Origin of the sequence: Nocardioides agri (assembly GCF_013778305.1) — a bacterium.
Lineage (GTDB): Bacteria > Actinomycetota > Actinomycetes > Propionibacteriales > Nocardioidaceae > Nocardioides > Nocardioides agri.
Map to the genome: position 1 here is coordinate 375,708 of NZ_JACEIC010000002.1, position 23,975 is coordinate 399,682.

Consider the following 23,975-nt stretch of genomic DNA (forward strand, 5'->3'; position numbering starts at 1 on the left):
TCGCGGCCGAGGGCGTGCCCTGGCTCGTCGTGATCGCGTCGGCGAAGGCGTGCGGGGTGTCGTTGACCGGCGTCACGGTCACGGTCACGGTGCCGGTGTCGGTGCCGCCGTGGCCGTCGCTGATCGTGTAGGTGAAGCTGTCCGTGCCGTTGTAGTCCGCAGCCGGGGTGTACGTGCACGTGGTGGTCGTGCAGGTGACCGTCCCGTGCGCGCCGTTGGTCTTGCCGCTGACAGCGAGAGTGTCGCCGTCGGCGTCGGTGTCGTTCGACACGACGTTCTTGGCCGCCGACGCGGTGTCCTCGGCGGTGGTGATCGCGTCGGCGACGGCGTGGGGGTTGTCGTTGACCGGCGGTACGGTCACGGTCACGGTGCCGGTGTCGGTGCCGCCGTGGCCGTCGCTGATCGTGTAGGTGAAGCTGTCGGCACCGTTGTAGTCCGCGGCCGGGGTGTAGGTGCAGGTGCTGGTCGCGCAGGTCACGGTGCCGTGCGCGCCGTTGGTCTTGCCGGTGACCGTCAGGGTGTCTCCGTCGGCGTCGGTGTCGTTCGACACGACGTTCTTGGCCGCCGACGCGGTGTCCTCGGCGGTGGTGATCGCATCGGCGACGGCGTGGGGGTTGTCGTTGACCGGCGTGACGGTCACGGTGACCGTGCCGGTATCGGTGCCGCCGTGGCCGTCGCTGATCGTGTAGGTGAAGCTGTCGGCACCGTTGTAGTCCGCCGCCGGGGTGTACGTGCACGTGGTGGTCGTGCAGGTCACGGTGCCGTGCGCGCCGTTGGTCTTGCCGGTGACCGTCAGGGTGTCGCCGTCGGCGTCGGTGTCGTTCGACACGACGTTCTTGGCCGCCGACGCGGTGTCCTCGGCGGTGGTGATCGCATCGGCGACGGCGTGGGGGTTGTCGTTGACCGGCGTGATCGTCACGGTCACGGTGCCGGTGTCGGTGCCGCCGTGGCCGTCGCTGATCGTGTAGGTGAAGCTGTCGGCACCGTTGTAGCCGGCTGCCGGGGTGTAGGTGCAGGCGGTCGTGGTGCAGGTGACCGTGCCGTGCGCGCCGTTGGTCTTCGCAGTGACTGTGAGGGTGTCGCCGTCGGCGTCGGTGTCGTTGGCCACCACGTCCTTCGCGGCCGAGGGTGTGCCCTGGCTCGTCGTGATCGCGTCGGCCACGACGTGCGGGTTGTCGTTGACCGGCGTGACGGTCACGGTGACCGTGCCCGTTGCGGTGCCGCCCTGGCCGTCGCTGATCGTGTAGGTGAAGCTGTCGGCACCGTTGTAGTCCGCCGCCGGGGTGTAGGTGCAGGCGGTGGTCGTGCAGGTGACCGTGCCGTGCGCGCCGTTGGTCTTGCCGCTGACAGCGAGAGTGTCGCCGTCGGCGTCGGTGTCGTTCGCGACGACGTTCTTGGCCGCCGACACAGTGTCCTCAGCCGTCGTGAGGGTGTCCGCGGTCGCGGCGGGCGGATGGTTGGCGTCGACCGCGGTGACGGTCACGGCGACCGTGCCCGTTGCGGTGCCGCCGTGGCCGTCGCTGATCGTGTAGGTGAAGCTGTCGGCACCGTTGTAGCCCGCCGCCGGGGTGTACGTGCACGTGGTCGTGGTGCAGGTCACCGTGCCGTGCGCGCCGTTGGTCTTGCCGGTGACGGTCAAGGTGTCGCCGTCGGCGTCGGTGTCGTTCGCGATCACGCTCACTGCGCTCGAGGGCGTGTTCTGAGCCGTCGTGACGGCGTCGTTCACTGCGGAGGGGTTGTGGTTGGCGGTCACCGTGACGGGCGCGGTGTCGCCGGTCGGCACCACGGCGAGATCCACCGCCGTGCCCCCGGCATTGTTGTGGAAGGTGCCGGCCGTACCCGAGACCAGCACGCCGAAGTGCAGGTTGACGTGCCCCCCTGCCGGGACCGGGAACGACCCGGACCACGTGAGCTTCTGTCCGGTCACGGTCGGCTCGGAGCTGGTGACTCCGGTGGTGGACCCGGTGGTGTAGCTGAACCCCGTCGGCAGGTCATCGGTGATGGTGGTCAGCGTCGCCGCAATCGAGTTCGGGTTGGTGACGGTGATCGTGTAGCCGTCCGCGTGGCCGCCGACCGCCGAGGCGCTGTCGGCAGTCTTGGTCGTGCTGAGGGGGCTGATGCCCAACGGCGAGAACGTGGTGAGGTGAGAGCGCGAGGCCGAGCCGCCGGCCGGGACGCTCACGCTCCAGCTCAGCCCGGCGCCGTTGTCGACGGCGTTGCTGCACTGCTGGCACAGGTTCGGCAGTGGACTGCCGCTGGCGACCGCGCTCCACACGGCGCTGTACGCCGCCTCGTAGTAGGAGCTGCCGCTGGAGAGCGGGAAGAACTGCTCGATCCTGCTGCTCGGCCCGCCCTCGCCGACCCCGACGCACGCGATCGCCCCGGTCGCGGCCTCGTAGCGGCCGTAGCCGGTGTCGCTGTCCTGGAGGTAGCAGTCGGCGGCCTTGTAGACCTCGGCGGTGATCGGGGCGCCGGTCGTGTTCACGAGGGTCGAGGACGTGCGGTAGGACTCCTGGCCGACGACGTAGCTGTCCACCTGGTCGAGGTTGACGCCGGGGACCACGTTGACGACCGTGTGGATCTCGAACGGGCTCGCGGCGGTGCCGCTGCCGCTCTTGGTCTGGCTGAGCGGGGTGTACGCCGTCTGCCCGACGCCGCCGGCCGGGATGGACGCCGGCCCGTAGACGGTGCCGCCGAGGGCGACGAACGTGCCGCACGCTGTCTCGCCGAAGAACTCGCCGGAGGAGTCACCGACGTGGTGCACGGAGCAGTTGAGCAGCGGCGAGATACCGATGCTCGTGAGCGGTCCCGCTGACGTGATGTGCGCACCGGTCGCCGGGGTGATCTGCAACGACGCGGTCGCTGCGGGACTGTGCCGGGTGGCGTTGGAGACGCGGTAGGTGAAGGAGTCCGAGGCGGCCGCATCGGTCGAGGTGTAGGTCACTGTCGTCGAGCATGATCCCGTGTCGCAGACAGGCGAGCCGAGGGTGCCCAACGTGCCGTGGGTGGGCGGGGTGACGATCTCGAACGCGAGGGCGTGGCCGCCGGGATCGAAGCCCGACAGCTCCACGTCGGCCGCCGACCCGGCCTCGAGCGTCGCGGAGGTGTCGAACGCCTCGAGTGCGTCGGGGTCGGTGATCTCGATCGAGATCGTCGCGTCGTTCGACGTGGAGGTGCCGTCATTGGCCGACCACCCGAAGGAGTCGACCCCTGTGTAGCCGGGGTCCGGTGTGTAGGTGCACTCGCCGTCGGAGCAGTCGCCGGTCAGGACCCCGTGAGCCGGACCGCCGAACACGGCGTACGTCAGCGGGTCGTCCTCGTCGTCGAAAGCCAGGAGCACCACGGTCGCAGGCTGGTCGACGGCGACGGACAGGCTGTCGCTCTGCGCCGTCGGTGGATTGCCCGCGGCGTACGACGGCGCGATGCCGACGCAGACTGCGCACAGAACGGCGAGCACGAGGGTGACGGGGAGCTGTCGTCGAAGCATGGCGTCCTCCTGGGAACAGATGGCACGAACGTCGCTCCCCGAGGGCGTTTGGGTGACGGTAAGCAGCACACCGGCCTCGACGCATACCCGCCTTTGGCGAACATGCCGGCATGACCCTGGCACAGCGGACTCGGCACGGTCGGGCCACGAAGTCACGGACCAGCCGCGCGGTGGTGACGAGGAGTACGCGGCTGCTGTGCTAGGCCTCCACCGTCACCCTCTGGGGCAGGCTAATGGCGGGACGCACGGCAGTCGCCGTGGGGGGAAGGCTCTGAGGAGCCCCGACCGGCAGGGGTCAGGCGCACAGGTGATCGCGGATCCAGTCACCGCTCTCGTGTGCTGGCAGGCTGCCGTCGAGCAGCGCTGCTGCGAAGTCGACCGCCAGTCGCGTGAGCTGCCCGTCAGGCGAGTCCTCCGAGTCGCGCCGGACCTTCGCGGAGATCCACAAGGTCGCGCCCTCGCCCAGGAGCGTGACGGCACGGGCGGTACCGGCGAAGTGCCGCGCCTGACCGCCGGTCCCGTCGAAGAGCTCGGCCCGAAAGCCGTGTCCCCTGATGCGTGACCTGCCTCCGGTCGCCAGAACTGCCCAGGCCTGCCAGCCGCGCGGGATGCCTGCGACCCGGTAGCCGAGCTCGACCAGGAACTCGTGCCCGGAAGGGCCTCCAGCGGAGATCTCGTCCGCGATGCGGCCCAAGGCCAGGCAGGCGTTCGGCGAGTACTCGGTCACGGAGGCAGTGTGTCAGGCAGCGCATTCTCGCTACTGCCCGCATCTGCCGCCACAGTGAGTTTCACGATGCGTCACAGCCCTGCAACTGCGCCGGAACTGCACTGCCGAGCGACGGCACCGACGCGACAACCGTCGAGGCAGCCAGGACCGGTCACGGTCGACGACCTGGCGGCGACGACGCGCCAGCCGCCGGAGCGCCGCAGAGGGGGTCGTCCGGCAGGCGGGTCAGGCGGCTCGGCGACGGGAGCGGGTCGCCATGGAGACGACCGCGAACCCCAGACCAGCCAGCAGCGCCAAGATCACCGACAGCACGAGGTGGAACAGGACGTCCTCGCGGTTGACCAGTCAGTCGGTCCACTGCAGGTTGATCCCGGCGCTGCACCAGACCACCGCGATCCAGCGGTACTCGATGCGGACGGCGACGCACAGCGCACCGGTGACCACTGGTGCCAGCAGCACGAGCGGGATGAACACGGGCTCGATCCAGCCGAGCAGGCCGACGAGCTGGCTCGGGCTCGGCGATCGGGCCCAGGTGGTGGTGGCGGCGTACGGGTCTGGTCTCGTCGTGCCGCGGCAGCCCGAGATGTAGCCGGGTGGGTGGTCCGTCGTCTCGGCCGGAGTCTCGATCCATCCGGGCATCGCCACGGTCCCGCTCGATCGGGGAGCTGTCGCCCGGCGTGCGACGCGTACCGCGGCGGTCCAACCTTTCGGTGACGGGTAGCTCACCGTCCGTTGAACCGGTTGGCCATGCTGGCGTTGAGGGAGCACACCCCGTCGAGCCGGCCAACCGGCCGGAGCTGGCTGCCTGAGGGGTTCATGAGGGACAGCCTGCACCCGTCGTCCCCGTTCTCGCTGAAGACGATGCGGCTCCCGGTCGGTGAGTAGCTGGGTTGGAATGCCGCGTTGCCGTTCGGCTGAGGTGTGAGCACCCGCAGGTCGTTGCCGTCCGGCCGGATGGTGGCGACGTCGACGCGGCCCGGATCGTCACCTGGACCCACCATGGTGAACGCGATGCGCCTAGCGGTGGGCGACCACTCTGGGTCGAACGCGTCGACACCCGGGAGCAAGGCCTGCACATCGGTGCCGTCCGCGTTCATCGTCATCAGGCGGGCACCGTCCTCGACTTCGCGGCTGAAGACGATCCTGCTGCCGTCAGGAGAGAACCGGGGATGGGTGTCGGGAGGTTGATCCTCGCTTCGAGAGGTCAGCCGGCGCTGGTGCGTGCCGTCGGCCCGCATGACGAAGACGCCGTTGAAGTTGACGCCCTTGCTGTCGAGCAGATCCTGGGTGAAGACGATCCGGCGATCATCGGCTGAGAATGCCGGGTCGAAAGCGCCGAGACATCGGCTGCCGTCGCAGGTCGTGAGCGGCTGGGCGCCGCTGCCGTCGATGCGCATGATCCAGACGTTGATCTTGCCGGGCTGGTCGCACGCGATCCCGCTGACGCAACGGTTGAAGAGCACCTTCTTCCCGTCGTGGGAGATCTCCGGTGCCGTGTCCGCGTTGTCGTCGGTCAGCACTTCTGCAGAGCCGTCCGGGGCGTTGACGGCGACGAGCTGCGGATTCCCGCCGTTGTCGGCTGAGTAGCGTTCCGCGACGATCAGCAAACCGCGATCGACGCCCGACCGGTGGGCTGTTGCGGCACCCGGGGCGGCCGTGGCAAGGGCCAATGCGAGTGCTGCTGCGGACAGGAATGGGATCCTCATCGCTGACTCCTTGCTCGGCTGCCTGTGGATCGGTCCTCGGCTGGTTCTTCGCCAGTCTTTGCGCTGCCCTCGGTCGGCCTCCATGCCTATTTCTCGGGGGTTGTCACGCTGGGATACTGGCCGCGTGCTCGCGGACCTGGCAGCGACGCGGTCGAACCTCGCCAGGCTGGCCGGACTACCCATGGAGGCTGCCGAGTTCAGCCACGAGGTGCATGCCGTGCTGGCGAGGTCGCTTCCCTTCGACGGCTGGTGTCTGGTCGGCATGGATCCCGTCACGGGCCTGCGGACTGCACAGTTCAGCGGTCGAGGGACCGAGCGGACCGCCGAGATGGCCCGCAACGAATCGTTGATGCACGACGTGAATCGGTACCGGGATCTCGCTGTGGCGGCGTTGCCCGCGGGCTGGCTGTCCACGGCACACCCAGAGGCTGGCCGCAGTTTTCGGCTCAACGAGATCTTGTTGCCGCAGGGGTTCCATTCCGAGATCCGGCTCGTGCTCCGAGATCAGGGACGACTCTGGGGCGCGCTCGTCCTCTTCCGGGAGTCAGCCCATCGGCCCTTCGACGATCGTGACGTCTCGACGCTCTCCGCCCTGGCCGACGCGCTGACCAGCGCGATGCGCGCCTACCCCGTCCGAGCGCTGGCTCGACAGGGTCCGGCGCCAGGCCCGGGCTTGGTCGCACTCACCCCGGACAACCAGTTGGTGGAGGCCACGCCAGACGCGCGGCTCTGGCTCGACGATCTCCTACCCGGCGGTGAGGACGAGACCCACCCCGAAGACGTCACCCGCGTGCTGTTCGACGCCGCGCACGCCGTCAGGATCGCCGGGGCCGAGCAGGCGGCCACGTGCATCCGGACGGTCAGCGGGCACTGGCTGCGCGTGGAGGGCACTCCCGTGTCGATCGGTGCGGCCGACGTCGCGGTGCTGGTGCACCGCGCAACGGCGCGGGATCTGCTCGAGACGTACACCCTCCACCACGGGTTGACCGACCGCGAGTCCGAGGTCCTGGCATCGCTCGTGGACGGTCTCGCCGGCAAACAGATCGCCCGCAAGCTGGCCATTTCACTCCTCACCGTGAACGACCACCTCCGCTCGCTCTATCGAAAGTGCCAGGTGTCCGGCCGGGACGAGCTCTTCGGCCGGCTCGGCTGAGCAAGACACAGAGATCCCCGCGAACACCAGGGCGTTCGAGGCTAGCCGTCTTGGTGCACCAGGAGGACCGCGGTCACCGCTAGAGCCAGCCCGAGCACGAGTTCCGCCACCGGTGGCCCCGTCCCGCCGGGCGAAGGGCCGGTGCTGGGCGTACAGAACCAACACCCGACCGTGCCGAGCCGCAGCAGGTCGGCCCCAACCCGAGGCGACGTGCCGTCACTGAGGCGGTGAGCGACGGACAGGCCCGGGCCTGGACCCGCCCGCCGCACTGCCTGTGTGGTCACCCGGCCCTGGTGACGAGCCGGACCCGGAACGGCTGGCGGCCGACGTTGGTGCGCAGAGTCAGCCGAGCCTTGCTCTTGCCCCGGTGCACAGGCGCGAAGCGGAGCAGCACGCTGCACGTGCCGTGCCCCTCGACCTTGCGACAGCCGTTGCGGAGCACCGTGAGACCGGAACCCTTCACGTTGGCCTTCTTGATGTGGAGCAGCCCGAGACCGGGGTTGGCCAGCTTGACCTTGACCGTCCGCTTCCCGCCCACGTGTGTGGCCGGCACTTTGACGGCCTTGACCGGCCGGGCGAGCTGGACGCCGGGCGTGAGCACCGTGCTGACCAGCACCGAGAGCCGCTGCATCGTCGTTGCCGTCGCGAGCGACCCGTCCTTGAGACCCGCCCGCCGCTCGGCCGCGAGGTCGCCGCCCAGCGCCGTGGCGAAGGCGTTCTCACGGTCCTTGGCGGCCGCCAGGATGGACTGCCAGGGCTCGACACCAGTGGCACGACTGGTCACGGCGGCGCTGTAGTACCAACTGCTGAGCCGCTTGGCGGCATCCTCGTCGAGCATCCGGGTGTCGCCGTTCAGCATCCCGGCGAGCATCTCGTCGGAGGCCAGAGCCACCGGCAACCCAGTCTGCACGTACGCGCGGAGGGCAGCCACGAGACCGGTCATCTGCGCAGCTGCGTCGCGCGTCGCGGCATCGGTCGTGAACGAGTTGCCCACGGCGGTCAGCTCGGCGCGCTGGTGGAACTCCAGGTGAGCCTTCGCGCCGGCCGTCAGCTGGTCGAGCAGGCCCTGGTCCGCCACGCTGACCGCGGTGTCGGCATCCAGTGCGGGCTCGACGCTGGTGATCCAGTTCGCCTGAACCAACGCCACAGGGTCGGGCTCGTCCGGGCACACCTGGTCGGGGTCGGTTGTGTCGACGCTGCACAGCGTGTAGCGGCGGAGGCCGACGCGCTGGGAGAGCAACGGCTTCCCGTTGAACTTCGAGCCAATCGTCGCGTAGAGCTCAGCGGTGGTGATCTCGCGCTTGCCGACGACCTTGTCCTCGTAGTCGTCCCACAGACCGCCCCGGCAGATGGTCAGCTTCCCCCGTCCGACCGCGCCGGGCGCGTAGCTCATGATCCGCACAGGCCCTGGGGCGATCCGCAGCGCCGTGCCCGCTGTGATCGGCAAGGTCCGCTGCGGCACCGGGATGCCGTCGCCGTCCAGGGCGCAACCCAAGGTGCTGAGGTCGGACGCGTACGGCAGCACCTGGTCGACGCCCCCGAACGGGTCGAGGTGCGCGGTCCTGGCGGCGTACGCCTTCTCGGTGTCGCTGATCGCCTGACCCAGAAGGGCGAGCGCCCCGTCGTACTTCTGCAGGATGGTAGCGAACAGCGGGTTCAACGTGGCGTTCCCGTACGCCGTCGGGAGGCCGCCGCTGATGGCTCGCTCGAAGCCCTGGAGTTGCAAGCCGCTCGCCATCAGCGACCTCGCCTCGCTGCGCAGCGCATGGTCGTGCTGCGCCAGGCCCGGGTAGTCCAGGGCCAGGGTGAGGTAGGCACGAGCGCCGAGCATCCAGTCGTGCGCGTTGGCGAGGCGGTCGCTCGCGAGTGCGGGCAGACCCCAGCTCGTCGGCAGCAGGGCCAGGTAGTTGGCGTTCACGTCCAGCGCATACGACGCCAGCTCCACGGCCACTCGCTCCGGCGAGTAGTCCCGCTGGGCGGGACCGCTCGAGGCCTCGTCGTATGCGTGCCTGGTCGCCCAGACGTAGTACTGGCTGCTCGCGTCGACGTAGTCGTCCGGCGGTAGGTCGTGGTGCGTGCGCCGGCGGTAGCCGAGCGCGGAGTCCACCGCGTTCCAGAACGGGCGGCGGAAGCCGTCGCTGAGCGAGCTCCACAGCCCGCCCTCCAGGTTGGTCAGCTGGTCGTGCAGCTTGACCAGCTGGTTCTGCGTGTCGGTGACTCCCCCCAGGATCTGGTCGGTCTTCCAGTCGAGGTTGGCGAACGCCGTCATCATCTCTGAGTACACCGTGTTCAGGGTGTGGTCGATGTGGTCGAAGCGCTCGGTCATCACCTTGCCGAGGTCCGCCACCTGCTTCTGCAGCTGCCCGATCGCCTCCAGGATCTGCTGGTTGGCGTCCTTGGCTCCCGTGAAGACCGGGATGAGCGCGAACACGGCGCCGATGATGTTGCCGGTCAGCGCGGCTCCCGCGACCGAGCCGAGGGCGTTTCCGAGCCCGCCCATCTTCGAGGCGAGCTCGGCGAACTTCGAGACCGAGGTGGCGACCTGGATCACCGCGGTGCCGACGGCCGAGACCACCTTGGCACCCTTGGGGTCACCGAGCCCGATGAGCGAGGACAGGATGAACAGGCCAGAGTTCGCCGCAGCGATGACCTGCTGCTCGGCCTGGGCCTTGGCGGCCGCGGCGGCCTGCTCCTGCTGGCGCAGGGAGATGTCCTTGACGTAGGCCAGGATGTCCTTCTGCACACCGGCCAGGTGGGCCAATGTGGCCTGGGCCTGCGCCTGCTGTTGCCTGACCGCATCGAGATTGGCGGTGACCAGCGCCGTGAGGTCGCTCAACTGCGCCTTGATCTGGCCGTTGCTCTGTGTCAGGCGCTGGACTTCCCGGAGGATGAGGAGGTTCGGGTTGTGCTCGAGAAGCTCGTCCACCGTGGCGGAGGTCGGCGCCGTCCGGGCGGCGAAGAGCAGGTTCTGGGCGGTCCGGAACAACGGGTTGCCGTCCTTGGCTTCGTCATAGACCTTGCTGAGCGTCCCCCACGATGTCGTGTACACGCCGGAGGCCATCGCCGACAAGTCCGTTGTCGCCGTCAGCTGCTGGATGGCGTCGGGGTTGGTGATCGTCGTCTGGTTGGAGAAGTACTGGAAGGTGACCTTGGCTGCGTCCACGGCGACGTCGAGGTACGGGTTTTCCACGGCGACCTTCTGGATGATCCCCAGCAGGCCGGGCACGACGGCGTCACCGGCCGCGCCGAAGCCGAGCAGTCCGTTGGGCGCTGCGGTGTCCACCGCCTTCATCAAGGCATTCATCTGCTTCGCAGCGTCCACCGGCGACAGGTTCGGATCGCTTCGGTACATCTGCAGCAACGTCTGCTCGTAGAACGCCAGCTTCACGCCCTCGACGCCCTGGTTCTGGAAGTAGGCGTTGGCAATCCAGTCCACCTTCGCGGCCTGGACCCTGATCACGGCACCGCCGTCGGCGTACGACGCCGGCGGCAGTTGCGAAGCGAGCAAGCCCATGACCAGGACGGCGACGGGCACCAGTCCGGCCAGACGCCTCTTGCCCCGTGCTCTCGTGCCCATGTCTCTCCCTTTCCTGCCGCTCCCCCGCGACGTCCATGGCCGCGACTGGGTCCGCGGCCCTTCGACTCTGGCCGCGAGGGGCGCGGCACAACAGGGAGATGTCCCGCTGGCCGGTGCGGGAAATCCCTCGAAGCGTGAGCGGGGGCGGGCTGGAGGCGACGTCGCCGGATCCGTCCCTGGTGGCGGTCAACCAGGCGCCGGCGTTCAGGCTGCCTGTCACGCGCCGGGCGCCGGAAGCCCGTCGAGCGTAGTCGGGCTGAGAATGGTGTCCACGAGGGAGGGACGCTTCAGAGCCAACGGGCCACCAGCCCCGTCAAGCCTGGTCCTGCGTCCGGGACCGTCCTACCTGACTGGCACCGCGTTCTGGAACACGGCCGCTGGCCGCGTCAGCGGCACCGGTGCGGCGGGTATCGAGCACGTCTGCCCGGGGTGAACTCAATGATTCGTCGAACTCGCCGGGGTGGCTGAACGTGACCGGGACCTCCAGGGCCGGCGCCATCAGGGCTGCTCAGGCGCTGGCGCATCCGCCGACGGCTGGGTGGCCGGCTCTGCGGTCTCGGTGGCTCAGGTGCTGGCGTCGCGCAGCCATTCGATCGCGGCGAGCACGCGCCGGTTGTCGTCGGGGGTGTCCGGAAGACCTAGATTCTGGAAGATCCCGGCGATGTAGTGCTCGATGGTCTTCGGGTGCAGGTGGAGCTGCCGGGCGATGCCGACGTTGGAACGGCCCTCGGCGATCAGCTGAAGGACCTGCCTCTCCCGCTCAGTGAGCCTGCCGAGTGTCGTGGCGTGCCGCTCACGCGCGAGAAGCCGCTGGATGATCTCCGGGTCGATGACGCTCTCCCCCGCAGCGATGCGGCGCAGGGCGTCCTGGAGCGTCGCGGTGTCGCTCACCCGGTCCTTGAGCAGATAGCCGATGGAGCGCGTGGTGATGTCGAGGAGTTGGGCGGCGTAGGCTGTCTCCGCGTAGGTGGAAAGGACCAGCAATCCCAGCTCAGGTATGAGTTCTCGCAACCGAGCTGCTGCCTGGATGCCTTCGGAGGTGAACGTCGGCGGCATCCGGACGTCCAAGATCACGACGTCGACCGGGACCTCGGCAATGCGCGCCAGCAGCTGGTCGACGTCGCCAGCCTGGAAGACGACCTCGACCCCCGCGCTGGCCAGGAGCATGGTCAGCCCATCGCGAAACAGCGCGGAGTCGTCGACGATTCCTATCCGCATGGCAGCTCCGCCACCAGGCGAGTGCCGACGCCGACCGTGCTGCGGACGGTGAGTCGACCCCCGGCGGCTTCCACGCGGTCGCGGATCCCGCGCACCGTGCCTCCCGCGGTCAAGTAGGTCGACCCCTGGCCGTTGTCGGTGACGTCGACGACGAGACTGTTGTCCTTCTCGTACACACGCAGTCGGACCGTGCACTCGCCCGCGTGCTTGCAGGCATTGGACATGGCCTCGCAGGCGATGAAGTAGGCGGTGCTCTCCAGGTCTGGGGGCCACCGGCGGTCCGGCACGTCACGTGTCACTTCGAGGGGCAGCCGCTCGGTCACCGCCTCGAGGGCGGAGGCGAGCCCTGACTGCGTCAGGGCAACGGGGTAGAGGCCACGAGCAAGATCGCGGAGCTCTTCGAGTGCGTGCTGGAGCTCCACGCGCGCGGCGTCGATCGACATGGTGGTCTCGGGGTCCTCGACGGTGTTGGCGAGGGCGCCGAGCCGCATCCCGAGGCCGAGGAGCCGCTGCTGGGCACCGTCGTGCAGGTTCCGCTCGAGCCGACGACGCTCCTCGAGACCAGTGTGGACCAGTCGCGTCTGGATGGTGCGCACCTCCACCAGCCGGGCGCGGAGGCTCGCTTGCAGACGGGCGTTCTCCAAGGCGAGCCGGCTGACCGCCACAGCAGCGTCCACCAGCTGGTGGTGCCGCTCGAGGCTGATGTCGGTCAGGACGACGGCCATCGGGGCGCCGTGGCTATCGCTGACGAAGGCCAACAACCTGTCATGGGGATCCGGCAGCGTGCCCGCAGCACCGGCGGCGTCGACGTAGGTGTCCTGCTCCGGCACCCAGAACCAGACCTCGAGTCCGGGGTCGCCGAGCGCTCGCCGCAGCGCGTCCCGCACCTCTTCGATCGAGACCGGGCCGTGGAGATCGGAGGCGAGGGTCGCGACGTCGCCCCGCTCGAGCCGCATCCGGAGGGCGGACAGCGCGAACGCCGCGGACACGGCCACCGCGGCGTACGCCCGGACGCCCTCCATGACCTGCGGACCCACTCCCGGCAGCTGATCGTCGGCCAGCCGGAGGGAGATCATCACGGTGGTGATGCCCGCAGTGACCAGGATCGGGCTGAGCGTACGACGCTCGATGAAGCCGAGCCGGCGCCAGCGCCGCACGAGCAAGACCAGGAAGATCGGGCCGGCGACCGTCCACACGATCCAGCGCAACTCCCACAGAGCGTCGTTCAGCGCCGGAGCGCGGATGAGCGTCGGCCATGGACCGTCCGCCAGCTCCGAGGTCTGCCAGTCGGCACGGGTGCCGGTCAGGATGATCGCGAGCTGGACAGCGCCGAGTATCGCCGCGGTCACGCCGACGAACCACCGTCCCCACACGTCGAGGGCGCTGCTCGGATATCGCAACAGCACGGCGGCGGCGACGAGCTGGGTGAAGCCACCGATCCACAGCAGCACTGGCGTCAGCGCCCCCACGTCACGGCTCGCGACCTGGTCGCACACCCAGATCAGGGTCAGGACGGCGAAGAGCACGGCGTTGCCACTCTGGCCACCCTCGAGGCCGAGCAACGTGGCGGTGACCGCGAAGCCGACGGCGATCAGGACACCGCCCATGGCCAGCCACGCGCTGTCCCCGCCTGGTCGGAACTCGCCCCAGGATGCCAGAGCGGCTACTCCGCCGAGCCAGAGCAACGTGGTCGCGGTTCTCGTACCGACGCTCACGACTCGAGTGTCCATCCGGCGGCCCTGCGTCGTAAACGCCGAGAACGCGAGGCTCACGACGGTACGACGGTGAAGTTGACGATCTGGCCCGATGTGCCGGAGTCGATGCTCACCGGCAGTCCGCCGCTGCCGTCGGCCTGGCAGATCAGGTTCTCGTCGAGCATGACCTCGGTCTCCTCGCACAGCAGCGTGGCGACCGGGATCTGAAGCGTGAGTCCGTATCCGCCCTCATCGTTGGTGGTCACGGTTTGGTTCTGGCTGCCGAACTTCGCCTCGATGATCATGCCGGCCACGGGGTGTCCATCCTGGGTCACGAATCCACAGACGGTGTAGCCACCTGCGCGGCACTGCTCCTCCGCGCTCCCGCCTCCGCCATCATCGGTTCGTGGTGTCGTGGTCGGCGCCTCCCACTGCCGGGCGACGAAGTCGAGCTCGACGTCGCCTGGCACGGTGATCTCGGTGGACGTCCGTCCGTCGCTCAGTGTGCAGTCGCCGCCGAGGTTCGTGCAGGTCGCCGTCCACGTTCCGTCGTCGAGCTCGACCGAGTAGGTGCCGTCATCGTCAGACATCGCGGTGACCTCGGCGCCGCCTGCCGCCGGCGCGAAGGCGACGACGACCATCCCGAGCGGGACGCCGTCCTCATCAAGGACCGCGCCGGAGACGGTGCCGGACACGCTCCCGGACAGGCTGCCGGAGATGCTCCCGGACACGCTCTCGTCCACGGTCGTCGGAGACGCGTGTGTCGGGTCGGCCTCTGGAAGGTCCTCGCTCGAGTCGGAGCCGCAGGCACCGAGCCACAGCGGCAGGGTCAGTGCCGCTGCCGCGGCACAACGCGGCGCACAGCGGGCTCGGCCTCGACGAGGGCGTGGTGACGGGAACATGACAGGTCCTCCCGGGGAGCGAACGGTCCGATACGAGGTCCCCACCCTCGGTCCGGCGGCCGGTCCTTGACGACGGGGCAGACCCGCCGACCCGAGCGGGATATCCCTCGTCATTCGACGGGCTGTCCCCGTGGCAGCTGGGAGTCTCCGAGCGGGAGATTCGTCGGAGCAAGCCCGACGCCCGGAGGCATCACCATGAACCTCGCTCACCCGCACTGGCCCGGCCCCGTGCGCCGTGTCCTGACCACGGCTGCGGCGGTGAGTCTCGCCGCCGGCATGCTCGGTCTGGCGCCCGTGGCCGTGGCGCCCGTGGCCGTGGCGGCTGGACCGTCGACCACCGCACATGGGGCCGCGCCGCCACGGCGAGTCGCCGGCGTGGTCGTCAACTCCGCCGGCCGCCGCCTGACCAACCTCCGGATGGACCTCGTCGCGCGCGGCGTGGGCGGCGGGAAGGACCGCTTCGCTGTCCGGACCGACTACCTGGGCAGGTTCCGTCTGCCGGTGCTCGCCAAGCGTTTCGTGGCGACTCGCTGGACGGCGTCCGCGTACTTCCCCTGGTACGACAACAGCTACTGGCAGCGCGACCTCAACACCCTGAGCAACCGGTCCACCCGCCTGGTCTTCCGGGCAGACGTCACCAACCGAGGGGCCGGCAGCCTTGCGGACTCTGTGTACGTACGACCACGTGACCAGGCCGGGTGCACCTCGCTGTGGGCGGATCCGGCGTACGTCGCCTCCGACCCGGGCACCGAGACGGTCACACTGCACTTCGTGCCCGTCTACCACCTGGTCGACGGCTCCACGACAGACGCCAAGATCGTGACCTTCCCGTCCTCGAGTCTCTGCGACTTGACCGACATCGCGTTGCCAGCCGGCGCTTGGCGAGTCTTTGGGATGACCGACGGCAACCGACCGCTTGCCTTCGCGACCGACGAGACCGACACCCATCCATCCGTCAGGCTGCTCACGCTCTTCGACCATCCGATGTCCAGCAGCGACGAGCTGCAGTACCTGGACATCCGATGGGCGACGGAGTAGCTCCTCACGCCGTCGACCCACCACCAACCAGGCTCCGCTATCGCCTCAACGCGAGGCAGGAAGCCGCGTCCTCGAGCTGCTCGGGCAACCCGGGTGGATCCCCCCGACGCCGCACCGGCGACCGCGAAGGCGAAGCCCAGGAGCAAGACCCTCCGGGCCAGCACCGCCAATTGCTGAAAGGGCAATCATGGTCAGCCACCGACTCATCGCTGTAGTCCTCGCACTCTCACTGTGTGCTTCCGGGCCCACCGCTTCCGCAACATACACACATCGAGAGGCAACGAACGCCAAGACCCAATTCCAAGCGCCTGGCGACTCGGTCCCCACTGTGCAGTTCCCGACGGAGTGGTCGGGAACTGCGGATGTGACTGAGCACGTTGATGACAACAACGCTGACGGGTTGGGCGACATCGAGCAGGTCGACTCCACGAGCCACCACGTCTTGCACCTGGTGGGGACGCCGGAAGAAGGCGGAGGGTCGTGGAAAGACGACGGGTCGTCGGCGTGGTCGACGTCCTATTCGGGGGCGTATGGCTTCATCAGTGGCGACTGTCAGCCGAACCACTTGTCCGGCGCGGGTGGGGGCCCGTATGAGTCAGGGTTCCGCCCGTTCTTGAGGATCTCGAGAGGGCGTTCCGGTAAGCCGAGTGTCGACTTGTATGCCGAGGACGGTGGGTATCCGGTCACGTGGGACAACGGCTGTGATTCTTGGGTGGGCGCGCCCCTGACCAGCACTGGAAACGGCTCGACGTACGACTGCGATGCCCCGTGGAAGACGTCGTTGGCGGAGTCTCGCTCGGTGGTCACATTGACCATTGATTGCACTGCGACGTATTCGGGTGAGGGGACGGCGAAGTGGTCGTTCCATGCTGTGCTGGCTGGGTCTGGTTGTTCGGTGAACAGGCGCGACCTCCCGGCTGAGGGGTCGTCCGTGTGGCATAGCCTCGCGGCAGTTGCGGCGGGTGTCTCGTCGACGACGGCGTGCGGGTTGCAGCCGAAGTTCACGTGGGAACGGGCGAGCGACAGGGTCGAGGACTACGGGAAGGTTCGGTTCGACGCGTCGGGTAGCCGAGACCCGGGTGCTCGCATCACGTCGTATTCCTGGGACTGGGGCGACGGTTCCAGTGATGACACAGGGCCAGCCGACCCGGAGCACGTGTATCGCGATCGAGGGTCGAGTTTCACTGCGACGATGCGGTTCACCGACAGCGCTGGCAGAACGTCGAAGGCGTACTACGACGAGGTTGCTACCTGTCCGGAAGACCCTGTGACGGCAACGCTGCCTGAGGTGAACCAGTCGTATGACCGCCTCCTGAAGCCGGTCGGCATCAAGTACCTCGAACTGCCGGTCACGTTCCGTGCTGTGAAGAAGGCAGCCGCCGATGCGTCCTGTTCGTTCCGCGGTTCCGGGGTCCTTCATGTTCGTATTCGTCTGGGCGCCGGGTATGACCGCAACCTTCCTCAGCGTAGGCAACCGGACCTGGTCGTCGAGTCGCATGCGACTGCCCAACTCGACTTCCTCGATGGCTCCGCATCGATTCCGGACTGTCGTTGGGCGCTGTTCGGGCCACGGGTGTCTGGCTGTGTCGTGGGTGGCGTCGGGTCGGGTTTGGTTCGATGGCATACCGCTGGGTTCAGTGAACTGCTGGCCGGCAAGGAGGTCTACAACTCGGGTCCGTTCACGTTCTACGCACGGTTCGACCCGTCAATGACCTACCAGCGCGCCATCAAGACCGTCGAACCGCTCCTGCATGTCGAATTGAGTCACAACCTCGACTCGATGCGCTGGTTCTACGCCATTCAGGACCCGCCCGCGAACGTCGCCGTCGTCGACTCCGCTGGGCGCGTGACCGGCCAGCTTGCGCATGGGCCAGCTCGAGAACAGATTCCGGGCTCGGTGTACTTCGCCCACAAGGGCTTCTCGGGGATTCTGCTTATGCGACCAAACGGTCAGCGTTACGAGGTGCGCATCACCGACGACCACCGTTCCCGGTTCAAGTTGTCGATGGTCAAGGTTGTCCCGCAAGGGACCCTGGCTCATCGGACGCGCGACATTCGTAAGGTCGGTGTCGTGGGCGTGCATCACCCCAGGACGTACTGCCTGCTCAACGGCAAGCTCTGCTGACCCCGGGCCCTCGCGCACGCGAAGCCGCTCCGCACCAGGTGCGGAGCGGGTGACGCTGATGCTGGCCGGCCGGCTGCGGTCGATGGAGCTCAATGCCGGGCGCGAGCGGCCTCCCGCATCGCACCGGCTGCCCCTCCGTCGCGTAGCCCTGACCAGGGAGGTCGGAACCGTCCAACCCGCTTCGACGAACCGCCGCTCTTCCACCGTCTGCTTGGTCAAGCCGCAGTCGCCTGATGAACCGCCCTCGTGGGTCTCGACGACCCACGGCCCGAGGCCATGCTCTTCATCGTTGCGCCGGTTCCAGGCGATCCACCGTCTGAGGCCGCGCGGGCCGCCGATGTCCAAGGTGGCGATGTCCGCCGGATCGGCATCGCTCATCCACGGAAGCGAAGTCTCAACGTCGGTGGCGGTAGCACCCGGAGTCGGCAACGGCAGAGACACGGCCGCATCCCGCGATCCAGCGCCTCACGAGGTGTGTCTCTTCACCGCGGGCCAGACGCACTCGCCTGCCGAGATGCGGATGCAAGGCGTGGGACGTCATACGGACGGTGTGTCCGCTTCCACCGTCCGTATGACGTCCCACGGGCGAGCCGGTGGCGCATGCAGATCTGCCACGATCAGGCGCGTCCAACCGCCGCCTGCCGGACGTGCGAGGTCTGCCGATCCGCTGACGAACGCTCCAACCGACATCCCGGGCAACCGAGGTCGGGTTCGACTCAGCCCACCGATGCGGACGGACGATCGGCCCGGCAGCGTTCGGCGTCGCGCACGTGGCCGGCGGACTCGAAGAGCCGGGCGGCCTGCTCCGCGAGCTCGGCCGCCTCGTGCGGGAGGCCGGAGGCTGCTGCGATCCGGGCGCGCACCTCCAGGATCGCGGCCTGCCAGGCGGAGCCCGCCCAGCGGCTCGCGGACTCCTCGGCGAGCGCCAGGTGCCGCTCCGCGTCCGCGATGTCGCCGACGTCGGCGCAGGCGATCGCGGCGGGGACCTCGAGCATCACGTCGCAGAGGAGGCACCGGTCCCCGGCGCCGATGGTCGCTTCGGCCCGATCGACGACGACCCGTGCCGCACCGGGATCGGGGGCGGCGGCGATCATCGTGCCGTAGATCCGTTGGAGGAGGTGGTGGCTCATCATCGACCAGCGTGCAAGCGGCAGGGACTGGTCGAGCAGGGCCCGCGCCGCTGCGGCGTCCCCCTGGGCGAGCCGGACCTCGGCGAGCCGCTGCAGGCTGTGCGCCTCGCCGGCCGGCGCGTCGCTGTCCCGATGCAGCTCGATGGCCTCGGTGAGCTCGCGCTCGGCCCGGTCGACGTCGCCCATCAGCAGCGCGGCCTCACCGATCAGCGCGGTGGCGAACGCGACCCCGCGCAGCGCTCCGGCGTGGTTGGCCCGGCTCCGCAGCTCCTCGGCCTGGGTGATCACGTCGGGGTAGGACACCGGCCCGTAGAGCAGGTACTCGGCCACGCACAGATGAGCGTCGAACAGCGCGACCGCGAGCCGGTCCTTGCCCTGCGTGCGCCGCATCTCGATCAGGAACCGCTCGAACCACTCGCCCCGCTCGTGCGCGATCAGGCCCTGGAGGGAGACCAGGTCGAGCAGGCGCCAGGCGCCGTCGGGGTCCACGAGCAGGTCCCGCGCCTGGGAGGCGACCTGCCAGGCGCGGTCGACGTCGCCCTCGAAGAACGCCAGGTTGCCCTGGGCGACCAGGATCGGTCCGTCCGCGGCATCGCCCTCGAGCTCGAGCCCGCGCAGCGCCGCGGCCGCGGTGTCGAGCTCGTTGGCGAACGCCGCCGCCCGGGCGAGCCCGGCACGGACCAGCCGGTGCTGGGTGCCGGTCGTGCGTGGCAGGGCCGTTCGGTACGCCGCGAGCGCCGACGGGTCCCCGAGCGCCATCAGCAGGTCGCCCCGCCGGGCCAGCAGGTGCCCCGCGACGTCGGCGGGTGCGTGCTCGAGGACGCCGTCGACGAGGGCCAGGGCGTCGCGGTAGGCGCCGAGGGCGCCGGCCGTCTCCACCGCCTGGACGACGTACGGCGCGGCCCGCGACGGCAGCCCGCCTTGGAGCAGCTGGTGCGCGACCCGGGCCGGCGGAGCGCCCAGCGCGGCGAGCGTCTCGCCGACCTCCCGACGCGCGGCCAGCCGGACCCCGGTCGGCATCCGCTCGACCAGCGACTCACGGATCAGGGGGTGCCGGAAGCGATAGCCCGACTCGCCCGGCTCGACGAGGAGGCTCGCGACGGCGTACTCGAGCTGCCGGTAGGCCACGGCCTCGTCCACACCGGCGAGCGCGAGCATCTCGTCGGTCGTGAACGTCGTGCCGAGCAGCGCCACCCGCTCGAAGGTGACCAGGACGTCGGCCGGCAGCGGCGGCAGCACGTCACCGGTCCGCCCGGTGGTCCGGTTGCGGGCCTGCTCCAGGGCCAGGAACGGCAGGCCGGCGCTGAGCTGCCAGATCTCGTCGACGACCTCGGCCGGCAGGTCGGGGTGGGTGGCCGCCACCAGGCGTCGCGTCGCGTCCGCGGACAGCGGGGGCACCTGCACCAACGCGCTCGGGTCGCGCGCGGCCAGGCTGTCGACGGCCTCACGGACGTGCCGCGGCCCTTCGGGTCGGAGCGCGACGGCGATCAGCACCGCCTCGCCCGTGGCGCACCGCGCCAGGTAGTGCAGCAGCCGCGTCGAGGCCTCGTCGGCCTCGTGCAGGTCGTCCACGACGAGCAGCAGCCCGGCGCCGGCGGCGGCCAGGCGGACCAGCTCGGCGGCGGCGACGAAGAGCCGCTGGTGGCCGGACCCGCCGCCCCACGGCAGCTCGCGCCCCGACAGCGCCATGTCCAGCTCGGTGCGGTAGACGTCGTCCAGCCCGTCGAGCAGGGCCGGGTGCTTGCGGCAGAGGTCGCCGAGTGCCTCGAGGACGGGCGCGTAGGGCCACGAGCCCTCGATCGCCGACGCACTCCCCCGCCCGCTCCGCCAGCCGCGGCGACGCGCAGCGGACTCGGCCAGGTCGAGCAGCGTGGACTTGCCGACCCCGGCCGGCCCCTGGAGGAGCATCCCGCCTCCCCGTCCGGTCCCAGCCCGTTCGAGACGGGCGTCGACCAGGTCCGCGAGGTCGCGCCGCCCGAACAGCCGGACGCGCGCGGGCTGCTCGCCGTCGGCCGACCGGGCCGGCTCACCGAGCTCGGCCCGGACCCGGCGCGCCTCGGGGCTCGGGGCGGTGCCGAGCTCGTGCCGGAGCGCCTGCTCCATCCGCTCGTACTGCCGACGCGCGCCACGGAGGTCGCCGCGAGCGGCGTACGCCCGGACCAGGCCGAGGTGCGCCTCCTCGTCGGCAGGCTGCAGGTCGAGTACGTCGGCCCAGCGGCCAGCGAGCCGGAGCAGCTCGAGGTGCAGGGACTCCACGGCGAGCCGGCTCTCGGCGGTCCACGGCTCGAAGGGGTCCTGCGGCAGCAACGGTCCGGCGTGCAGCGCCAGCGCCGCCTCGGCCGCGGCCGGGTCGGACGCGGCGAGCGCCTCACGGCCGCGGCGGAGCAGCTCCCGTGCGTCCACCTCGAGCTCCGCCTCGGGGAAGAGCGCGACGGTCTCCTGCTGGAGCTGGACCGCTCCGGGATGACCGAGCAGCCTGCGGGCGTGGTGGGCGGCCTTGTGCAGGCGGGGCGCGCCGAGGTGGAGCGGGACGCCGGGCCACAGCGTCTCGATGACCTGCTCGCGGTGGAGCCGACCCGTGGTCAGCGCGAGGAGCTTGACCAGCGCGGCCGGGTCTCGCCGCGACCATTCCGCGGACGGGACGGGGCGGCCGTCGACCTCGACGGCGAAGTCTCCGAGCAGGCTGATCCGCACCGACACTCGCATGCCTCCCTCAACAGCGAACGCTACTCGCCCGCCGCGCCGGCGTGCCGCCGTCGACGGGCTCGTCATCGAGGGCAGCGAGGTGGTCGACCTCGTCGCTCATGGCGGAGCTGACGCGCCGCAGCAGGCCCTGGGCACGGGCGACGTCCCAGTCGAACGCGGCGACGTCGTCGGTCGCGGCGAGCATCGCCCCCGCCAGCCGGTCGCGCGTGGTCTCGTAGCCCGCCATGGCCTCGTCGTACGCCGTCCCGTCCCGCAGCACCGACGTCAGCCCGCGAGCGAGCAGCTCCGCGTCGCGCAGGGCGTCGGTGATCCCGTGGCTGGTGATCGGGTCGCGGTAGTAGCCGGCGTCGCCGACCAGAGCCCACCCGGGCCCCCACGGGCGGCGCAGGTACCCCGGCAGGCCGGCCCATCCGTGCAGCCTGCTGGACGTCTCGGACGACAGCACCCGGTCGTGCAGGTCGGGGCCGGCTGCGGCGAGCACGGCGCTGAACGCCGCGTCCGCGCCGGCGCGACGCAGCTGACGCATCCGCGCCGGCGAGGTCTCGACGAAGACGCACGTCTCGCCGTCGTTCGTCGGGATCAGGCCGGCGGCCGCATGGTCGCCGTACGCCCACTCGTAGCCGGTCACAGGGAGGTCGCGGCGGTACTGGTAGAGGATCGCGCCGCGGTGCCGGCCTTGCCTCGTGAGGGGCGCCGCCGCCTCCCGCGCGACGATGGAGCGAACGCCGTCGGCCCCGACGGTGACGGCGGCGGGCAGGGTGACGGCCGCGCCGCTCGGGCCGGAGACGACGACGCCCCCGACGGCGCCGTCGCCGCTGCGCAGCAGCCCGGTGACGGTGGTGCCGAAGAGCACGTCGACCCCGGCCCGCGCCGCCGCGTCGACGAGGAGCCGGTCGAGCACCAGGCGGCGAGGCGCATACAACGCCTCCACGCCGGCGCTCGGCCGGATCGACACCTGCACGGGCTCCTGCGACGCGTAGTGGAACGTCGTACGGCGCACCGGCGGCGTGCCGGCCGAGACCACGCCGGGCAGCACGCCCCAGCGGGAGAGCTGGAGCACGCCCGCGCGCATCAGGCCGTGCGTCGACAGCGTGTCGGACCCGTAGCTCCCGCGATCGACGAGCGCGACCCGAAGGCCGGCGCGGGCCAGCAGCATCGCGGTGGAGGCGCCGCCGACGCGCGCGCCGACGACGACGACGTCGTGGCCGTTCATGCCGCCGGCTCCTCGGACGCCACGGCCGCGGCGGGCAGGGCACCGGTCACCAGGTGCGTGACCACGTCGCGGGCGTCGTGTCGGGCACCGTCGATGAAGCTCGAGTCGCGGCGGTGCTGGAAGCGCTGCCCGACCACGTAGATCCCGGGAGCCGAGGTGACGCCGCGGTACTGCCGGATCGCACCGTCCGGACCGGTCACCGGGAGCGCCAGCCAGGAGTGGTCCGGCCGGTGACCGGCGGCGAGCACGATCGTGCCGATCCGCTCCGCCCTCAGGTCGAGCCACCCGGGCGCCGGCGCGGGGTCGACCGGTCGCGGACGCGTCGGGGCGAGCAGCTCCCGGGCCAGGCCGGTGCGCGCGGCGTACTCGTCCAAGGACCCGAGCAGGCGGCAGAGCGCCCGGTCCGCCTCCACGGTCCGCGCCCGCAGGCCGTCGTCGAGGGCGACCCGGTCGCCGTCGAGGCCCTGCAGGCGACCGACGAGACGGACGCCGCGCTGGGACAGCGTCGACAGGTCGAGGTCCGAGGCATCCGATCGCTCCGCGCGGCCGACGAGCTGCAAGGACGGCTCGTGCCGCGCGCGCAACGGCTCGGTGACGTCGTCGATGGTCCGGCCGAGCCGGCCGGTGCTCTCCAGCCACCAGAAGAGGTCGAGGCCGCGGTAGCGGCGCGGCACGCGCGTGTGCCGGCCGACCGCGAGCGTGACCTCGCGTCCGGCCCGGGCGAGCTCGTCGGCGATCTGCACGCCCGACGCGGAGGCCCCGACGACCAGCACACCGCCGTCGGCCAGCTGGCCGGGGTTGCGGTAGCGGCTGCTCGGGACCAGCTCGGCCGCGCGAAGGTCGGCGAGCGGGACCGGGACCCGGTTGGGCCCGTGCGGTCCGGTGGCCACGACGACGTGCCGCGTCCGCCAGGTGCCGGTGTCCGTGCGGACGTCGTAGCCGACGCCGCCACGCGCCGGAGCGACTCGCCGGACGTTCGTGCCCGCATGGATCGGGGCGTCGAAGGACGCGGCGTACCGCTCGAGGTACGTCGTCAGCTCGGCCGCCGAGAGGAAGCCCTCGGGGTCACGGCCGCCGGGGTACCAGCCGGGGAGCCGGGTCATCCACGTCGGCGTGAGCAGGCGCAGGGAGTCCCAGCGCTCGGTGCGCCACCGCTCGGCGATGCGGCCGCGGTCGAGGACGACGTGGTCACGCCCGGCGTCGGTCAGCAGCCGGCTGACGGCCAGGCCGGCGTGGCCGGCACCGACGACGACGGTGTCGACGGTCTGGTGGGTGGTCATGGGGTGCCTCCTGGGGCGG

The 23,975-nt window shown here is 70.3% G+C and carries 14 protein-coding genes; 3 read left to right on the forward strand and 11 right to left on the reverse strand.

All coding sequences use genetic code 11. The annotated features are described in order from the left end of the window. The 4 genes from HZF07_RS06345 to HZF07_RS06360 form a co-directional block, all read right to left on the reverse strand. On the reverse strand, positions 1-3,487 hold a 3,487-nt coding region (locus HZF07_RS06345), incomplete at its 3' end, for an Ig-like domain-containing protein (RefSeq protein ID WP_157340261.1). A 295-nt stretch (positions 3,488-3,782) separates the two neighbouring features. Beyond that, on the reverse strand, positions 3,783-4,214 hold the full coding sequence (locus HZF07_RS06350; RefSeq protein WP_157340263.1) for a hypothetical protein: 432 nt from the start codon (positions 4,212-4,214) through the stop codon (positions 3,783-3,785). A gap of 345 nt (positions 4,215-4,559) precedes the next feature. Beyond that, positions 4,560-4,853 (reverse strand): hypothetical protein, encoded by a 294-nt coding sequence (locus tag HZF07_RS06355; RefSeq protein WP_157340265.1) that lies wholly within the window; start codon positions 4,851-4,853, stop codon positions 4,560-4,562. A gap of 83 nt (positions 4,854-4,936) precedes the next feature. Continuing rightward, positions 4,937-5,920: a TolB family protein gene (locus HZF07_RS06360; protein WP_181644867.1), complete on the reverse strand. Its 984-nt coding sequence runs from the start codon at positions 5,918-5,920 to the stop codon at positions 4,937-4,939. 124 nt (positions 5,921-6,044) lie between these two features. Between HZF07_RS06360 and HZF07_RS06365 the strand changes: the two genes are divergently transcribed. Further along, entirely contained in the window at positions 6,045-7,073 is a 1,029-nt protein-coding gene (locus HZF07_RS06365) for a LuxR C-terminal-related transcriptional regulator (protein ID WP_181644868.1), read from the forward strand. Positions 7,074-7,353: 280 nt separating this feature from the next. On the opposite strand, the gene HZF07_RS06370 is transcribed toward HZF07_RS06365, so the two are convergent. From HZF07_RS06370 to HZF07_RS06385, 4 genes are all read right to left on the reverse strand, one after another. Beyond that, a complete protein-coding gene (locus HZF07_RS06370; RefSeq protein WP_157340271.1) occupies positions 7,354-10,650 on the reverse strand; it encodes a hypothetical protein in 3,297 nt (1,098 codons plus the stop codon). 564 nt (positions 10,651-11,214) lie between these two features. Further along, positions 11,215-11,868, reverse strand: a complete 654-nt coding sequence (locus HZF07_RS06375) for a response regulator transcription factor (protein ID WP_157340273.1) — start codon at positions 11,866-11,868, stop codon at positions 11,215-11,217. Further along, positions 11,859-13,475, reverse strand: a complete 1,617-nt coding sequence (locus HZF07_RS06380; protein WP_157340275.1) for a sensor histidine kinase — start codon at positions 13,473-13,475, stop codon at positions 11,859-11,861. Before HZF07_RS06380 ends, HZF07_RS06375 begins: the two co-directional genes overlap by 10 nt. Before the next feature lie 161 nt (positions 13,476-13,636). Further along, positions 13,637-14,293: a carboxypeptidase-like regulatory domain-containing protein gene (locus HZF07_RS06385; RefSeq protein ID WP_157340277.1), complete on the reverse strand. Its 657-nt coding sequence runs from the start codon at positions 14,291-14,293 to the stop codon at positions 13,637-13,639. Positions 14,294-14,659: 366 nt separating this feature from the next. Between HZF07_RS06385 and HZF07_RS06390 the strand changes: the two genes are divergently transcribed. Next, the gene (locus tag HZF07_RS06390; RefSeq protein ID WP_157340279.1) at positions 14,660-15,502 is read left to right on the forward strand and encodes a hypothetical protein; all 843 of its coding nucleotides are present in this window, start codon (positions 14,660-14,662) and stop codon (positions 15,500-15,502) included. 187 nt (positions 15,503-15,689) lie between these two features. Further along, positions 15,690-17,627, forward strand: coding sequence for a PKD domain-containing protein (locus HZF07_RS23675; RefSeq protein ID WP_258562507.1), 1,938 nt, complete (start codon positions 15,690-15,692; stop codon positions 17,625-17,627). A gap of 716 nt (positions 17,628-18,343) precedes the next feature. Here HZF07_RS23675 and HZF07_RS06400 read toward each other — a convergent pair. From HZF07_RS06400 to HZF07_RS06410, 3 genes are read right to left on the reverse strand one after another with little or no spacing between them, the layout of a single operon-like run. Continuing rightward, positions 18,344-21,463, reverse strand: coding sequence for an ATP-binding protein (locus tag HZF07_RS06400; RefSeq protein ID WP_157340283.1), 3,120 nt, complete (start codon positions 21,461-21,463; stop codon positions 18,344-18,346). A gap of 7 nt (positions 21,464-21,470) precedes the next feature. Next, positions 21,471-22,676 carry an NAD(P)/FAD-dependent oxidoreductase gene (locus tag HZF07_RS06405; protein ID WP_157340285.1) on the reverse strand — a complete coding sequence of 402 codons (1,206 nt, stop codon included), beginning with the start codon at positions 22,674-22,676 and terminating at the stop codon, positions 21,471-21,473. Beyond that, positions 22,673-23,956, reverse strand: a complete 1,284-nt coding sequence (locus HZF07_RS06410) for a flavin-containing monooxygenase (protein WP_157340287.1) — start codon at positions 23,954-23,956, stop codon at positions 22,673-22,675. The genes HZF07_RS06405 and HZF07_RS06410 overlap by 4 nt, the downstream gene beginning before the upstream one ends. Positions 23,957-23,975 lie beyond the last annotated feature (19 nt).